Here is a 16814-nt window from a genome sequence, read left to right as displayed (position 1 = left end):
ATCTGTTGTCATCTTGACCGGGAGGTGCGTCACAATCACTGGTCCTCGGACCCAATCGGGCGCATTTGACTGTGCAATCACACAGTCTCTGGCAGTTTGGGGTGATGACCGAGATCGCCGAGTGGCTGGAGATGTTCGTCGCCGACCAGCAGAGCCCGACTGCGCTCGAGGGCTGGGTGTCGACCACCGTCGATGCGATCATCGCCGGTGTCGATCTGCCCGCCGACATTCGACCGGTGCTCGTTGCCGCGGTCGAGGAGCACTGGCTCGCGTTCCTCGGCGGCGTGACCGTCGACGCGGACGGGGCAACCGAACTCGTACCGGCAGCGGGAGACCTGTCGATCCAGATCGCGCGGCACCATCTCGGACTGCCGGTGCTGTTGAAGGTCTATCAGAGCGCGCAGGAGGCGTCGTGGGATTTCGCCGTCGACGTAGTCGGGCATGCGCCACAAGATCTCGATCACGAGTCGCTCCTCGTGTGGTTCTGGACCAAGGCCAACCGCTGGTTCGCCACCTCGGTCGAACTCTCCGTCGCGTTGTATCAGGACGAAGTGGAGCGGATTCGACGACGCGGCGATGCGCGACGCTACGAGTTGGTCGCCGATGTCCTTGACGGGAAAAGCGTTGGCTCGACGGAACTCTCGGCGGAGCTGGGCGGCCATCCGATCGCCGGCGTCACACAGGTCGCGGTCATCGCGCACGCGATGGACGCCGACTCCATCGAGCGGCTCGAACCGTCACTCGTCCGCCTCGCGTCGTCGATTCCCGGAGCACGGCTGGCCGTCGTCCGGCCGGGAGGCCGCGAACTGTGGGGATGGCTTGCGCTGAATGTGGCACCAAGCACTGCGGCCCAGTGGGATTCGCGCGGCGCCGATCCCGCGCAGATCCGGTTCGCGATCGGAGAGGCGGCCGAGGGTATCGAGGGATTCGTCCGTTCGCATCGCGATGCTCGTGCGGCGCAACGTGTCGCGCTGTCGCCGCGTCGAGATATCGCGCTGACCGTGTACGAGGACGTCGCCGCGCTGACTCTCCTGACCGGAGATCCCGACGCCGCAGGGCGTTTCGCGCGTGCGGTGCTGCGTGGACTCGCCGCACCGGAACTCGACGAACTGCGCGGCACCGTTCGCTATGTGCTGACCACCGCCGACAGTGCAGACCAGGTCGCGACATCGCTTGGTATACACAAGAACACGGTGCGCTACCGAGTGCAGCAAGCAGAACGTCTGCTCGGACATCCCATTCGGGAGCGAGCAGGCGATCTGGTGTTGGCGCTGGACTACTTCGACGCCTTCCTCGGCTGAGGCGGGTCGCGGGTGACTACGCGCTGGTCTCCTTCAGGGGGATGAAGTCGACTTTCTCGCGCACACCGCAGTCCGGGCAGGTCCAATCGTCGGGGATCTCCTTCCACGCGGTACCCGCGGCGAATCCCTCGAGTTCGTTGCCCACCGCGACCTCGTAGGTGTAACCGCAACCGGGGCAGCGGGCCGCGGCGATGTCGTCGTTGATCGCGCCGGGCGTCGCGTCGTCGAGAAGCGACTCGTCGAGCGTCGTCTCGCTGGGGATGGGGAACCTGCGGGTGAGACGGTCGAGCTTTCCGGGAGCGACGTTGGCGAGTCGGACGTCGCCGTCGAAGTGTTCGACGACGCGGTGGTCCATGACCCGGCGCCACAGCGGCGGGAAAAGCGCGAGGACGATCATTCCGGCGTAACCGGTTGGCAGTGCGGGTGATTCGCGATAGTCGCGCAGTGTCTGGTAGCGGCGAGTGGGGTTCGCGTGGTGATCGCTGTGTCGCTGCAGGTGGTACAGCAGTACGTTGGTCGCGATGTTGTTGGAGTTCCACGAATGCATGGGAAGCACGCGCTCGTAGCGTCCGGCTTTGGTCTGCTGCCGCAGCATGCCGTAGTGCTCGAGGTAGTTGACGATCTCGAGTAGCGAGAAGCCGACGACCGCCTGCAGCACGAGGTAGGGCAGAATTCCGACGCCGAGCCAGATGGTCAGCGCAGCCCACAGCACGATGGTCATCAGCCAGGCGTTGAGTACGTCGTTGCCGATATGGAACGGGTGAGTGTCCTTGCGGCGATAGCGCTTTGCCTCGACCTGCCATGCGCTGCGAAGCGAGCCCGACACGGTGCGGAACCAGAACCGGTAGAAGCTTTCACCGAGTCGCGACGACGCAGGGTCTTCCGGGGTGGCGACCCGCACGTGATGTCCGCGGTTGTGCTCGATGTAGAAGTGGCCGTAAAAGCTCTGTGCCAGTGCGATCTTCGACAGCCAGCGCTCGTGGCTCTCCTTCTTGTGCCCGAGCTCATGCGCGGTGTTGATCCCGATGCCGCCGATGAAACCGAGTGTCACGGCGAGCCCGATGCGGTTGATGATCGGCCAGTCCGCGGTGGCGATGAGATACATCGAGAGGATGAAGCCCGCGTACTGGATCGGCAGAAAGGCGAAGGTGATGTAGCGGTAGTACTTGTCGTTCTCGAGTTCCTCGATCACGTCGTCGGGCGGGTTGGTCGGGTCGAAACCGGCGACGAAGTCGATCAGCGGGACCACGCCGAGCACGATGATCGGACCGACCCACAGGAAGACACCCCACCCGGTGAGTTCGTACCCACCGATGGCGATGAATGCGAACGACGGGACGATCAGACCGATCAGCCACAGATAGCGCTTGCGATCACGCCACCTTGCGGTGCTTCCTTCGGCAACGGTGCCGGTGGCCTCGAGTGCCATGATGTACCTCCTGAACACGGGCTGTATTTCTGAACTGTTGTCAGAATCCACGCGTTCTGGATCACAATCACCGTGCTATTCACCCAATGTGCGGCGTCACGCTGTGCGATCACACAATCAGGTGGTGGACGCCAGCGCGACGTCGAGAAGCTCTCGCGCAGGTCCGCGCACCGTGATGTGCGAGGTCCACACGGCACGGAGTGGACGCACCATCGACAACCCGTCGACATTGATGCGCACGAGGCGTCCGGCCGCGATGTCGTCGGCGATCGACAGCCGCGACAACACCGTCACCCCGTTCGACGTCAACACCGACGACCGGATCGCGGTGACCGACCGCAGTTCGATGAGTGGGTCGGCGGCGACGAGTCCGAGTTCCGAGAGCGCCTTCTCGTAGGTGATCCGTGTTCCGGAGCCGGGTTCTCGCTGGATCAGCGGCGTCGACGCCAGTTCGTCGGCCGACACCGTGCCCGTGCGTGACCAGCGATGGCCTGGAGCGGCGACCACGTACAACTCGTCGGTGGCAACGAGCGCGGCGTCGAGGTCGGCTGTCTCGCCGGGACTTTCGACGAACCCGAGGTCGGCATCACCGGACCGCACCGTGTCGATGACCTCGGCGGAATTCATGGGGCGCACCGAGATTCGTGCTCCGGTGCGTGAGGTGAGCGTGGTGAGCCAGCCCGGTACCAGGTACTCGGCGACTGTCATCGACGCTGCGACGACGAGCGTCGCATGCCTGTTGCCGATCAGCGTGTCGACGCCCGCGACGAACTCGGCTGCCCGCTCGACGAGCGCGTTGGCCCACTCGAGGACCAGGCGACCGTTCTCGGTCGGTTCGACGCCGGCGGGGGAGCGTACGAAGATCTCGATGCCGAGTTCGTGCTCGACGCCGCGCACGCGCGAGCTGACGGCCTGCTGGCTGAGTCCGAGGTCGCGGGCGGCGGCGCCCATGCTGCCGAGTCTGCCGACCGCGACGACGACCTCCAGCGCTGTGATGTCGGGAAGTCGGCGTGCGGGCATGGCGATGACGTTAGGCAACGCCTCGTCTGGTCACAAGCATGATCTGTGGCCTTGTAGGGTGGTCACTGCGCGGCCTGCAGTGGGGTCGTGCGGTTCGTAGGATTCCCGACCACTGACGAGGGAGCGAGATGTCGGACTTCATCAAGAAGATCAAAGACGACGCGAAGGCCGTCGGTGCCGCCATCGACAACGAGCTGACCGTGCTCGAAGGCGTTCCCGGCTACGACCCGCTGGCCGACGACGATTCCGCGGGCGACGAGAGCGCCGGAGACGAGAGCGCGGCCGACACGCCTGAGGCTGAGCCGAAGAATTCCTAGGGTCTCGGACCTCACGCCAACGCGGCGCTCGACTCTCGACGCCGCTGCGGGTCGGGGTACGGCACGGCGTCGAGCAGTGCGCGCGTGTACTCGTCGCGCGGCCGGGTCAGCACGTCTCGCGCAGACCCGTGTTCGACGACCCGCCCGTTGCGCAGCACGTACACGCGGTCGGACACCTGCTCGACGACGGCGAGGTCGTGGCTGATGAACAGCGCCGCGAAGCCCAGCTCGTGCTGTAGTTCTGCGAACAGTTCGAGCACGCGTGCCTGCACCGACACGTCGAGCGCGCTGGTCGGCTCGTCGGCGATGAGCAGCTTGGGCCGCACCGACAGCGCCCGCGCCAGCGCGACACGCTGACGCTGACCGCCGGAGAGTTCGTGCGGAAGTCGGTCGGCGAACGAGCGAGGCAGATGCACCGCGTCGAGCAACTCCTCGACGCGGGTCGATTGCTCTGCGCGCGTTCCGATGTGCTGGATGTCGAGCGGTTCGCGAATCGACTCGGCGACGGTAAAGCGCGGGTCGAGCGACGCGGTCGGGTCCTGCGGCACGAACGCGATGGTGTGGCGCAGCGAGCGCAACTGTGCGCGGTCGACGGCGTCGAGGTCGTGTCCGTCGACCAGGATCTTGCCACCACTGAGATGGGTGAGCCCGCCGATAGACCGGCCGAGAGTCGTCTTACCCGAGCCTGATTCGCCAACCACCCCGACGACCTCGCCGGGATCGACGTGCAGCGAGACGTCGTCGAGTGCGACGACGGGCTTGCGTCCGAAACCGCCACGATGCACCGCGGTGACATGCTCGACCGCGACGATGGGAACGGGTCCGTCGCCCTCAGCGGTGTCGGAATCTGATGCCGCCCCGGCACTCTCGTCGTCCGTGGAGTCGACGGTCGGCAGCTTGGGAACCGCGGCGAGAAGTTGACGTGTGTACGGCTGTGTCGGCCGAGCGAAGATGTCGAAGACCGTTCCGCGTTCGACGACCTCGCCGAGTTGGACGACGACGACGCGGTCGGCGATATCGGCGACGACACCGAGATTGTGTGTGATGAGCAGGATTCCGGCGTCGATCCGGCCGCGCAGACGCAGCAGCAGGTCGAGGATTTCACGCTGTACCGAGACGTCGAGCGCCGTCGTCGGCTCGTCGGCGAGGAGCAGTGCCGGGTCGTTCGCGAGTGCGAGGGCGATCACCACGCGCTGCTTCTGGCCGCCGGAGAGTTGGTGGGGGTAGTAGTCGACGCGCTGCTCCGGGTCGGGGATCTCGACGAGCGACAGCAGTTCGACGGCGCGGCGTCGAGCATCGCGTCGTGAGATCGATTGATGTGTCCGTAGCGCCTGGCGCAGTTGCCATCCCACGGTCTGGGCGGGGTTGAGTGCGGTCTGCGGCTCTTGGAAGATCATGGCCACACCGGTGCCGCGGATCGCGTTGAGGTCGCGTTCGGAGGCGTTCAACACCTCGACGCCGTCGACCTTGACCGAGCCGGTCGCGACCGCGTGCTCGGGGAGCAGACCTATCGCCGCGCGGGCGGTCATCGTCTTGCCGGAGCCGGATTCGCCTACCAGGGCGACGATCTCGCGTCGATTGACACGCAAGCTGATGTCGGAGACGGCCGGACGCGGGTAGTCGAAGGTGACTCGAAGGGAGTCGACCTCCAGTGCGGGTGCGGGATCAACTGCTGTGTGGTCGTTGTCTGCAGCGTTGGTCATCTCACTGCCTCCTGCTGCGCGAAATGGACTGGGAAATCAGGTAGAAACCGAGGACGAGTGCTGTGATCACGATGAGCGGCGCCACCGAGAACCACGGATTGGTCTCGAGGTAGCTGTTTCCCGACGACAGAATGCCGCCGAGGGACGGCGTCGGGGGAGTCACACCGATGCCGAGGAAGCTCAGCGCCCCTTCGACGAAGACGGCGAGCGATAGCGACAGCGCGAACTGGACCCCGAGTGACTCGATCGAATTGGGCAGTACGTGGCGGCGGAGAACGTAGCTGTTGCGCGCGCCGCTCACACGTGCCGCCTCGACGTAGGGCAGTTCTCTGACGCGTAGCACCGATGTGCGGGCGAGTCGACCGAAGATGGGAATCTCCGCGAGCACGATGACGATTCCGATTGTGGTTGCGCCGGGCGACAATACGGCGGTCAGGGCGATACCGAGGACAAGCGCGGGAAAGGCGAGGATGACGTCAAAGGTACGCTGCGCGATGACATCCGAAATCGGGTGAGAGACCGTGAGGACACCGATCGCGGTACCGAGAAGGGCGCCGATCGGTACCGCGATGAAGATGATCAGCAGATCCACCCGGATGCCGTAGAGCACCCGTGTCGCGACGTCGCGATTGAGGTCGTCGGTGCCGAACCAGTGGTCGGCGCCGGGCGGCAACAGGTATGCGCCGTCGATCTGCTGGTCCGGTCCATACGACGTCAGTAGCGGTGCGAGCAGGGCGAGCGCCACGATACCGAGCACCAGAACGCTTCCGACTAGGCCGCTCCCGGTGAGGAGACTGCGCCACAACGGCGTCCGGATTCGACGCCGCTCCTTGTCGGTGGGCGACTCCGGGATCAGACCCGGCTCGATGTCTACGGCGGAGGCCCCGGTCGCGGACGTCGAGCCGGACGAGGTGGTCAGTGAGGTCGACATCAGTTACCTGCCAATCGGATTCGGGGATCGAGCCACGCATGCAGCACGTCGGCGAGCAGTTGGAGCACGACGAACACCGCGACCGACAGCAGCACGAGTACCTGCACGAGCGGATAGTCGCGGGCGAAGATGCCCTGCTCGGTCAGGAGTCCGAGCCCGGGCCAACCGAAGATGGCCTCGACCAGGATCGCCCCGCCGAGAAGGCCTCCGGTCACCAGCCCGAGTGCGGTCAGGCTCGGTGGTAGCGCATTGCGCAGCGCGCTGTGAATGACGATGTCTCGCTTCGATACTCCGAGTGCTCGGGCTGTCGTCGCATAGGGTTGCCGGAGTTCGGTGCGCAGCGCCTCGGTCAGGAAGCGGGCGAGTGTGGCACCTGCCGGGAGCGCCAGGGCGACAGCGGGTAGCAGGAGGTACTGCGCGGTGATGCCTGGTTGGCTGAAGAGTCCGTCCGGCGGTGTGCCGCCTGCGGGGAGAAGTCGGAATTTGACTCCGAAGATCAGGATCAACAGTGTGCTGACAACGAAGGTCGGAACCGCGATTGCTACCGCATTCACGCCGGTGACAAGGGAATTCACGAAGCGGTTGTCGTAGATCGTTGCCGACAAGCTCAACGCCAGTGCCAGGATGACGGCGAGGATCAGCGCGGTGACGGTGAGCAGAATGGTGTGGACCAGTCCGAACGAGACGAGCGAACTGATCTCGCCACCGACCTGGTAGCTCTTGCCGAGATCCAACGTGAAGATGCCTGCGATCCAGGTGGCGTATTGGGCGATGAAGCCGCGATCAAGGCCGAGGTCGTGCCGGATCGCCGCCAACTGCTCGGGGGTGGCGTCGGGACCCGCGAGCGCTGATTCCGGTCCACCCGGGATCAATCGGACGATCGCGAAGATCAGCACGGAGGCCACGAACAGCACCAGGATCGCCGTCGGTATGCGGCGCAATAGGTATCCGGTCATCAGGAGTTCCGTCCTTGCGTGTTGAGGTAGGTCTCGCCGAGGTGCAGTTGGGCACGCCTGTCCCAATCGACGTTTCCGACGGCGGGCGACGCCGCGGACTGTTGGAACACCACACCGATCTCGACGAGGAACAGATCGTTCAACCAGATGTCGTCGAGCTGCCGATACGCGGCCAGCGCCGCGGGCGACGTCGGATCGGGAGCATTCCAGGCCGCGTTGGCTGCCTTCGCGTAGTCGGGGCTGACGTAGTTGGAGGAGTTCTTCGCCGCGTTGAACGGGTACGCGGAGACGGCGAGCGTCGACGGCGTGAACTGTGCAAAGGCATGCTGCAGCAACCAGATTCCGTCGAACTTGCCGCCGATGAGCTTTGACGACTGCACGGTGTTGTCGTTGGGACGCAGCTCGACCGGGATACCGACATCCTTGAGGTTCGACTGCACGATCTGCGCCACCACCCGGTCAACTCCCTGGGTGGAGTAGTCGAGAGTGATCGGTGCAACCTGCCCGTGCTCGGCGACGAGCTGGCGGGCACGGTTCACATCGCGTGTGTACGTCGTGTTCTTCGACGCGTCGTATGCGGGAGACCACTTTGGCCAGGGCAGGTTGACCACGTAGCCGCTCTTGCGGAAGACGTCGTTGATGATGCGTTCGCGGTCGATGGCGAAGGCGATCGCCTTGCGCAGGCGGACGTCGGCGAGGGCCGGGTTGGCCACGTTGATTCCCACGTACTCCTGCTGTTCGGCGCCGGTGTAGGTGATGCTGTTGAATCCGTATCTGCGCGTTGCCAATTCCTGGTCGTGATTGTTGAGTCCGTAGGCGAGGTCGATCTGGCCCGTGCGTAGCCGGGTGTAGAGCGCCTGCTGGTCGGTGATGATGTTGAGGTCGATGGCGTCGAGATTGGCTCGGGGACCCCAGTAGGAGTCGTTGCGCACCAGGCGAACATCCGAGTTCGGCTGCCATGACGAGAAGCGGAACGGTCCCGTTCCGTTGAACACCTTGCCCGCACGCAGCCCGTCGAGGGTGTTGCCGTCGATGATCGGTGCAGAGTCGAGCAGGTCGAAGACGTTGCTGAGCGGATGGTCGAAGGTCAGCACCACGCGGTGTGGATTGCTGGTGTCATATCCGGTGATCGCGGCGGCGGTCCGCTTGAACTGCGGTGTCCACGGCCCGGCGGTGTACGCCTTCAGCGAGCTCTCGACGTCGGCGGAGGTGAAGGCCCGACCGTCGTGGTAGCGCACGTCGTCGCGCAGATCGAGCGCGAGGGAGCGGCCGTCCGGGGCGAGTTGCCAGCGTGTGGCCAGCGACGGCCGGACGGTCAGATCATCGCGCGAGTAGCGGATCAGGGTGTCGAAGACGTTCGACACCACGTGGCCGTTCATACTGCCCGTGCCGATCTGCAAGAAGGTCTTCGGGCTCAGGTCGTTGAGCACCCCGACGCGCAGCGTGCCGCCCTGTGGCGGCTTGTGACCCGGCGGCAGGGCGGTCGCTGTCGAGTTCTGCTGCTGTAAGACAGCGGAGGTGCACGCGGTTGCCGTGGCCATCGTCAGCAGTGCGACGAGCGCGAGCAGCGCGGCTCGTGTGCGAGTGGGCATGGTCTTCGGATTCTCTTCCGTCCGATGGGCTGGGGGCTGGGGGTTGGGCGTGGTCGGTCATGCGGCAGAAGCCGATCCGGACATCGACCACCCGACGCACGGCCGCGGGTCGGTGTACGTCGTCGAATACGAGCAACTGTGAGGGCATACGGGGGGCGACTTCAAGCTCACGGCGCTTTTCTCGGCAGCGTCGGAGAAAGGGTTGACAGACCGACCCACCGTGCGAATGGTGTGTGATGCGTAACCGCGGACAGCGGCGGTCGCACGATCTTCGAGGAGTGACGATGGCAGACGACAACAGCGAAATACCCGACTACGCAAGAGGTTACGAAGGCTTCGAGGGTCGGGTTGGACGCACGTCGTCGCAGTCGACACCCTGGTGGAAGCCCGAACCGAGTGCGCCGGCGGGTGCTCCGAACATCGTCGTCGTGCTCATCGACGACATGGGCTACTCCGACATCTCGCCGTTCGGTGCGGAGATCGATACCCCCAACATCGCAGCACTCGCAGAGCGTGGATTCCGACTGTCGAACTACCACACGACGCCGGTCTGTTCGCCCGCTCGGGCCGCTCTGCTGACGGGACTCAACCCGCATCGTGCCGGCTACGGCAGTGTGGCGAACTCCGATCCGGGCTTCCCCGGTCTACGTCTCGAACTCGCCGACGATGTGCTCTCGCTTCCGGAGATATTGCGCGCCAACGGCTATGCGACGTACGCGGTCGGTAAGTGGCACCTCGCTCGCGACGCCAACATGAGTCCCGGTCGTACACGCGACTCGTGGCCGCTGCAGCGCGGGTTCGACTCCTACTACGGCTCACTCGAAGGGCTGAATTCGTTCTTCTATCCCAACCAGCTCATCGCCGACAATTCAGTCGTCGACGTCGACGAGTACCCCGATGACTACTACGTCACCGACGACCTCACCGATCGTGCTGTCGCGCAGATCAAGTCGCTGCGGGCACACGATGCCGACAAACCCTTCTTCCTCTACTTCGCGCACATCGCGATGCATGGTCCGCATCAGGTCAAGGAGTCCGACCTCGAGAAGTACCGCGGAAAGTACGCGGACGGGTGGGATGCTGTGCGCCAGAGACGATTCGAACGACAGGTCGCGGAAGGTCTCTTCGACGAGGGCACCCCGATCGCCGAGCGCAACACCGAGCCCGGATACGACGCGCCACCGTGGGACGAACTCGATGTTGAGGAGCAGGAGCGCTTCGCGAAGTACCAGGAAGTGTATGCGGCCATGGTCGATTCGGTCGATCAGAGCGTCGGGCGCATCGTCGACACCCTGACCGAGCTCGGTGAACTCGACAACACGATCATCGTGTTCACGTCAGACAACGGCGGTACCGCCGAAGGCGGTCCGGTCGGAACCCGTTCGTACTTCAGCCAATTCGTGCACGGCCCGGTGCCGTCGGACTGGGAGCGCGACGTTCCCCACGACGAGGACCTGATCGGTAGTGCGGCTCTCGGGGTGCACTATCCGCGCGGGTGGGGCCAGGCGTCGAACACGCCCTTCCGCTTCTACAAGGGGCAGACCTTTGCCGGAGGTGTACGGGTGCCGTTCGTGCTGTCGTGGCCGGATGGCCTGCCGCGTGACGCGGACGACAGCGGTGTTCGCCGACAGTATGCCTACGTGACGGATCTGGTGCCGACGCTGCTCGAGTTGGCAGGCGTCGAGGCACCGACCGAGCGGCACGGAAAACCCGCGCAATCGCGCGACGGTGTCAGTGCCGCAGGGTTTCTGCGCGATGGAGCGTCGAACTCGGATCACACCGAGCAGTACGCCGAGTTCGGCGGACACCGCGGGTTCTATCGGGAAGGGTGGAAGCTGCTGTCGCTGCACCGGGATCCCGATCGCGTCGACGACCCGGAGTGGGAACTCTACGACGTGACAACCGATCCCGCGGAGACGCACGACGTCGCCGCGGAACATCCGGACGTCGTTGCCGAGCTGGCGCGCGCGTGGGACGAAGCCGCGTGGCGCAATACTGTGTTCCCGCTGTACGATTCGCCGGCCGATCAGGGACGTCGACGACCCGACGAAGAACGCTACAGCGACCCGGTGCGCATCCTCGCCGGCACACCGACACTTGAGCGGTACCGGTCGAGCAAGCTCATCGCATACCGAGACTTCGACATCGAGATCGAACTGCGCGACTGGACACGCGCCGACGAAGGTGTGCTGGTCGCCCACGGCGATCCCCAGGGCGGCTATCTGCTCTACATCGAAGACGGCACAGCACATTTCGTGTTCAACAGCTACGGCCGTATTGCGCGCGTGTCCGGTGAGCTACCCGTCGGTGTCGACACACTGGTACTCCGTGCCGTCGCGACGCCCCAGGTGCGATGGGACTTCGTACTCGAGGCGTCGAGTGGCGGGCAGGTCGAGGTAATCGCCAAGTTGGACAACCAGTTCCAGCTCGTCGGCATGGCTCCGTGGACGGGAATCTCCGTCGGGCTCGACGCGCGCGGTCCCGTCGATCTGGACCTGCGGGAGCGACGCGGCGTGTTCCGCTTCGGCAGCGCACTACGCGCGGTGACCTACCGGCCGGGCGCCGTGCGGGTTCCGGCCGCTATCCGCCGCGAGATCGACGAGAGCGCCGAATATCACGCCGACTGAGTATCACGCCGACTGAATATCGCGGCGGCGCAAGGTTGTAATCGGTGTGGGCGAGAACCTGTCGCCGCGCGCCGATCAGTGGAGAAATCGAAGTAACGACGAAATCAGCCAAGGAGTACACCAGTGACACTGACCGACATCGAACGACGCACCGACAGCGAGTCCGCTGCGCAGGCCCTTTACGACGACGCGTCGATCACCGTGACCAAGCTCGGTGAGAACATCGGAGCCAAGGTCGAGGGCGTCCGTCTCGGCGGAGACCTGTCCACCGAGCAGGTCGAGGCGATCCGCACCGCGCTCGCCGTCAACAAGGTCATCGCCTTCACCGGGCAGGACCACCTCGACGACGAGACCCAGTACGCGTTCGCGTCGCTGCTCGGTGAGCCGACGGCACCGCATCCGACGGTGACGTCGCGCGGCGATCAGTTGCTCACCATCGAAGGCGCCGCGAACAGTTGGCACACGGACGTGACCTTCGTCGATCGCATCCCGAAGGCGTCGCTGCTGCGGCCAATCGTGTTGCCCGCCTACGGTGGTGCGACCACCTGGGCGTCGACCGTTGCCGCCTACGAGCAGTTGCCCAAGCCGCTGCGCTCGCTCGTCGAGGAACTGTGGGCCACGCACTCCAACCTGTACGACTATGTGGGACAGAAGGAGCCGTCCGGCGGCGTCGACGTTGTGCAGAAGGAGGAGCACTACGCCGAGTTCACCAGCTCCGAGTACGAGACGCTGCATCCCGTTGTCCGCGTGCACCCGGAGACCGGTGAGCGGAGCCTGCTCCTCGGCCACTTCGCCAAGGAGTTCCGCGGCCTGAAGGCGTCGGAGTTCGCCAATCTGTACCAACTGCTGCAGGCTCGGATCACCAAGCTGGAGAACACCTTCCGCTGGAATTGGAGCTACGGCGACCTGGTGATCTGGGACAACCGGGCCACCCAGCATTACGGCATCGCCGACTTCGGCAACCAGAAGCGTCAGCTGCATCGGATCACCCTGGCCGGCGACGTGCCCGTCGACGTCAACGGGCAGCAGAGCGAGATCATCCAGGGCGACGCGTCGCATTACTCGTCGGTGGAGCAGCCCCGACGCCTCGCGGTGTTCGCTGCTTGATCCTGCTCGCCGGAGATTCTCCGGAGAGTGCACGATGCGGTCGGACCACGTGCTGGGTTTGGCCGCATCGTGCGTTGTACATTGCGTCGTCTGGCCTGTGGATGACTCCCGTGGCATCGGGCTCTCAGCGCATTACACTCCTCGCATGTCGAAGAGGGTAGTGGTCGGAATCTGTTGTGGTGCAGCGCTCGTGCTGTCGCTGGCCGGTTGTTCATTGGCGGGTGAGCCGGTGGCGCAATCGAATTCGGGTACCACCGATATCGCAACGAACACCGCGGAATCCGCTGCGGCTCAACCGACCGGACCGTCGGTCGGCACTGCGACGATGAAAGTGGTCGGCGGTTCGACTCCTGTCACCATCCGCTACCGCATCAACGGCGGGCCGGAGACCACCGAGACCGCCGTAACGCTGCCGTGGAGCAAGGACTACCCGGTGTACAACGAGGTCTCGTCGAGCGTAAGCGTGATCGGCGGTACCGAGGTTGGTTGCGCGATCATGATGGGCAGCAGCCTGGTCTCGTACAAGACCGAAACCAACCCGACCTGCGAGTTCGCGTACTACGGGTGATCTCTCGGGTGGCCCGCCGGTTTGCGTAGTCACTAAGCTCCAGGCCTCGTCGGAAGTGCCAGGATCATCCTCAACCTCTGCGATCAAGGGCTCGCGCAACTTTGCCGCTCGATCGAAGGTTTGGCAGTGAGCTCGCTTGGGCTCTTCACGCTTTCGGAACACCCGAAGTATCGACGACTGGCCCGATCCGTGAGGGCAGTTGTTCACAGCCCGAGATCGGGTAGGAGGCATGGGCACCCATGCGCGTCTAATACACGCTTTGCGACGTGTGCGCGGTGCATTCTGTGCAAGAATTCACGCGCTTCCGTAGAGGGTTTCAGACCTCGCGAAAAACGAATCTCTAGCTTTTCTGAAGGTGCTGTTGCGCTCGACAGAACGGCGATACAGGAGCCGACTTCTCGTCCACACGCGCAGGTTGTGATCCGACAGGTGAGGTCAGAGTTTGCGGTGGTAATGGCACTTAGGAAGGTGTCGTGATGGCCATTCCGGTGCGACGGGGTTATCAGGAACTCAAGCTTGAGGGCACTGGGGTCTCCCCAGGAGTTGCCACAATATGCCTGCGTCAGGCGCATTGCCCCTACCGCCCGGAGTAGTGGGCTGCCGAAACGTGCGTGGTCCGCTTCATGGTGCCGCGAAAAACTCGAAGGCGCCGGTCGGTGGGTATCCCAAGCCGGGAAATAGCCGTAGCCGTGAAGTTCAACTGTATAGTCGTGAACCGCTGTCATCCACGAGCTCTGGGTCGATCTGATTATAAGGCCGACCATTGGAACACTGCGCAGTCCAATCGTCAGGTCTCGGCCGTCGATCGATTGGACAACGAGCCCACTGACGCCACCCTCAACTGTTCCGTTCGCAGTTTCTGAGTAGGGCAATAGGTCGACAAGTGTCTGGCGGATTCGTGTTCTGATCTCGCGGTGCCCCATTTCGAGGGGATCAAGTTCGACGATTGGCCAGGAGTCATCTGCACCACCAATGAATCGGCGAATACCGACCGGAGATCTATGATAATTGGCGCGACTCGTAAGTGCGCAAAACGTGACATGCTCGATGAACTGCTGTGCTGCAGACGGAATCGGTACGTTTAGTGGGACTTCGCCAGCCTGAACTCGCCGTAATGTACTCTGGTATGACTCGCCGGACAGGTTGCAGCGAGTGCGTATGAGCTGCGTTAGCTTTGTGTTCATTAGTGACTCGCTCTCGGACATCGCCCGCCCACCAAGCCGATGTGCCAGATCGAGTGATATGAAAAAACGCCCGTTAATCCGATTTCTCTGTCGATTTGAGTTGCTACTGGTGGGCAGTGCAACGAAACAGAAAGGCGTCGAGACCTAATTGCACCCTAACTGACGTTACCGGACGTGCTGTGTAAGCGCGCGTTCGGTGTGTCGGGCGGCGTTGACGTCAAGCTGACTCGGAGAGTCCGTCTCCTTCGCCAGAGTGGTGCGAGCGGTGGTGGGCCGTCTAGCGGTTCATAGGTACCCAGTTCGGCCAGCTTAAGCCGCGGATCAACCGAGAACCGTGAAATATTAAGGCACTTCTTCGCGATAGAAGCCTGTTCGCTAAAGATCTCCATCGGTTGACGAACGGGTTATGCGCGTGTCGGCCTACCTGGCAGGGACACCTGATGCAAGTGTCCTGACATGGTCCGAGTGACCTGCGGCAACCCCATTCAGGCCAAGATGTGCTCCGCTGACCGAGACACGACCGGCCGAGCTAACGTTCGGTAGACGCCTCGTGACAACCAGAGGTCAGGGGAAGGAATGTCGGTGCCGACGCAATCCCAGGTGGGTAGCGATGGGAGTCGGCCGAGATGCATCTCTGACCTTTGGAGCCGCCTAGGGGAATCGAACTCCTGACCTACTTCATTACGAGTTCTTTGTGACGGCGCGACCAGCGAAAACGCTGAGAGTCGCTGTGTATCTATGAACGTCTAGAACACATTGAGGCACAGGGGGATCACGGAGTTTGATCCGTCGCCGACTGTCCATCGGTGACCGCTGAGGTCGAGGCATCGTGTGTGCTCTGTGTGTGGTCTTGTGTGCTGGCCTCGATCTGCGCGACGGCCGCGAACAGTTCGTCGTCGCCACCGGCGTGCGCGTAGACGCGGCTGACGAGCGTTGAGTCGGCATGTCCGAGCAGGTTTGCAACGCGGGTGTAGTCGACAGCGTGTGATGCCCATGCGTGCCGCATGGCGTGCGTGGTGACGTTGTCGACCCCCGCGGCCTCGCACGCGGTTGCCAGCGCACGATTGACGTTGGACCCCCGGAACTGTCTAACCCATGCCCAAAATGGACCTGACCAGGTTTTTAGGCCCCCGGGGCCATGCTGACAGCCGGGGGGGGACTGCCTGACCTTGAAATACGTTGCCGCGCAACGGTTTATGCGTATGCGAGTTGCTTTTCTTCATAGAGTCCCGCGACGGGCTCGTCGGTACCTTCGATGTCCAGTTGAACATGAACACGGTCGCCGCGAACGCTGGTGACAACGCCGTAAACAAGCTGCCCGCCGAAGTCCACCCGAATGCGATCGCCCGGCTTGATCGTGGAAGTCTTACGACTGCTCATGTTGGCCACCTCCTACTAGTCCCAGCCAGTGCCCGTGAGGTTCTGCAAGTATGCACCCACGACGCTGTCGAAGCCAGACGCAGCGCCGTTGAGTGAACTTCTCCACTTCTTAAACGTAGCAAGGCTCAATGGTTGTTCCCGCCGGACGTCTGCAAGTTTGTCGGCCTGGCTATGCGCAACTGCGTTGCGCACAACGTTGAGGCTGTCCAGCGTCGCGTTCCATTTGGGTCCCTTGGAGGGATACGCCGCTTTTACGTTCGGCCAGAACGGCATACCCAAGACCGCGAAGTCGTTGCCGATCCCTCCTGTGGAGGCGTTCCCGACGTCGAGTTTGCGGCTCCGAACAAGTGCGTTGAGAACGACTGGCGCCTGTCGCTCACTCCCGGGCACGAGACTGAGGGCGATCTGCACGGCGGCGTCGTCGTGGAGGTCTCGGCAGTAGCCTTGGAACTGGGCCGCGAGGCTGACGAACAGCGCGAGATTCAGTTGGTCGGTGGCGTACTGTCGCCCTCGTCGTTTGCCTGTCATCTTGCTATGCACGTGTTCCAAGCTGTCCAATGCGGCACAGCGTTCTGAACACCAGCGGCTGTAGGCCGGTGAGCATGCGGGCATGGTACGACTCTAGCCTCGGGCTTTCATGCTGATTTCGTGTCGTAAACGAAGATTGGTGCCCTGACCTGGGATAATTCGACTTGCGAA

At 63.6% G+C, this 16814-nt stretch carries 14 protein-coding genes; 5 read left to right on the top strand and 9 right to left on the bottom strand.

The genetic code is table 11. The annotated features are described in order from the left end of the window. Positions 1-104 precede the first annotated feature (104 nt). Complete coding sequence (locus tag A5785_RS18780; RefSeq protein ID WP_064868369.1) at positions 105-1301, top strand: PucR family transcriptional regulator; 1197 nt, start codon at positions 105-107, stop codon at positions 1299-1301. Positions 1302-1317: 16 nt separating this feature from the next. Here the strand turns inward: A5785_RS18780 and A5785_RS18775 are convergent, their stop codons facing one another. Beyond that, complete coding sequence (locus A5785_RS18775) at positions 1318-2730, bottom strand: fatty acid desaturase (RefSeq protein WP_064868414.1); 1413 nt, start codon at positions 2728-2730, stop codon at positions 1318-1320. Positions 2731-2847: 117 nt separating this feature from the next. After that, positions 2848-3750, bottom strand: coding sequence for a LysR family transcriptional regulator (locus A5785_RS18770; RefSeq protein ID WP_064868366.1), 903 nt, complete (start codon positions 3748-3750; stop codon positions 2848-2850). Positions 3751-3878: 128 nt separating this feature from the next. Here A5785_RS18770 and A5785_RS18765 point away from each other — a divergent pair, with 128 nt between their 5' ends. Continuing rightward, entirely contained in the window at positions 3879-4067 is a 189-nt protein-coding gene (locus tag A5785_RS18765) for a hypothetical protein (RefSeq protein WP_049700601.1), read from the top strand. 11 nt (positions 4068-4078) lie between these two features. Here the strand turns inward: A5785_RS18765 and A5785_RS18760 are convergent, their stop codons facing one another. From A5785_RS18760 to A5785_RS18745, 4 genes are read right to left on the bottom strand one after another with little or no spacing between them, the layout of a single operon-like run. Continuing rightward, positions 4079-5770 carry a dipeptide ABC transporter ATP-binding protein gene (locus tag A5785_RS18760; RefSeq protein WP_064868363.1) on the bottom strand — a complete coding sequence of 564 codons (1692 nt, stop codon included), beginning with the start codon at positions 5768-5770 and terminating at the stop codon, positions 4079-4081. Between the two features lies 1 nt (position 5771). Continuing rightward, entirely contained in the window at positions 5772-6701 is a 930-nt protein-coding gene (locus tag A5785_RS18755) for an ABC transporter permease (protein ID WP_064868360.1), read from the bottom strand. Next, entirely contained in the window at positions 6701-7657 is a 957-nt protein-coding gene (locus tag A5785_RS18750) for an ABC transporter permease (RefSeq protein WP_064868357.1), read from the bottom strand. The genes A5785_RS18755 and A5785_RS18750 overlap by 1 nt, the downstream gene beginning before the upstream one ends. After that, on the bottom strand, positions 7657-9249 hold the full coding sequence (locus tag A5785_RS18745) for an ABC transporter substrate-binding protein (RefSeq protein ID WP_064868354.1): 1593 nt from the start codon (positions 9247-9249) through the stop codon (positions 7657-7659). Before A5785_RS18745 ends, A5785_RS18750 begins: the two co-directional genes overlap by 1 nt. A 284-nt stretch (positions 9250-9533) precedes the next feature. Between A5785_RS18745 and A5785_RS18740 the strand changes: the two genes are divergently transcribed. From A5785_RS18740 to A5785_RS18730, 3 genes are all read left to right on the top strand, one after another. Then, positions 9534-11876: a sulfatase-like hydrolase/transferase gene (locus A5785_RS18740; protein WP_064868412.1), complete on the top strand. Its 2343-nt coding sequence runs from the start codon at positions 9534-9536 to the stop codon at positions 11874-11876. Positions 11877-11999: 123 nt separating this feature from the next. Continuing rightward, positions 12000-12983: a TauD/TfdA dioxygenase family protein gene (locus A5785_RS18735; RefSeq protein WP_064868351.1), complete on the top strand. Its 984-nt coding sequence runs from the start codon at positions 12000-12002 to the stop codon at positions 12981-12983. Positions 12984-13128: 145 nt separating this feature from the next. Continuing rightward, complete coding sequence (locus A5785_RS18730) at positions 13129-13551, top strand: hypothetical protein (protein WP_064868348.1); 423 nt, start codon at positions 13129-13131, stop codon at positions 13549-13551. 1956 nt (positions 13552-15507) lie between these two features. Here the strand turns inward: A5785_RS18730 and A5785_RS23115 are convergent. Genes A5785_RS23115 through A5785_RS18715 form a run of 3 tightly spaced genes read right to left on the bottom strand, consistent with a single transcriptional unit; the run spans position 15508 to position 16643 of the window. Beyond that, positions 15508-15933: a tyrosine-type recombinase/integrase gene (locus A5785_RS23115; protein ID WP_269449598.1), complete on the bottom strand. Its 426-nt coding sequence runs from the start codon at positions 15931-15933 to the stop codon at positions 15508-15510. Then, positions 15930-16115 (bottom strand): hypothetical protein, encoded by a 186-nt coding sequence (locus tag A5785_RS18720; RefSeq protein ID WP_156525552.1) that lies wholly within the window; start codon positions 16113-16115, stop codon positions 15930-15932. The genes A5785_RS23115 and A5785_RS18720 overlap by 4 nt, the downstream gene beginning before the upstream one ends. 15 nt (positions 16116-16130) lie before the next feature. Next, a complete protein-coding gene (locus A5785_RS18715) occupies positions 16131-16643 on the bottom strand; it encodes a hypothetical protein (protein ID WP_064868337.1) in 513 nt (170 codons plus the stop codon). Positions 16644-16814: the final 171 nt, after the last annotated feature.

It is taken from the genome of Gordonia sp. 852002-50395_SCH5434458 (assembly GCF_001665905.1).
GTDB classification, from domain to species: Bacteria; Actinomycetota; Actinomycetes; order Mycobacteriales; family Mycobacteriaceae; genus Gordonia; species Gordonia jacobaea.
The sequence above is the reverse complement of the archived record's forward strand: the minus strand, read 5'-3'. Positions and strand labels throughout refer to the sequence as shown.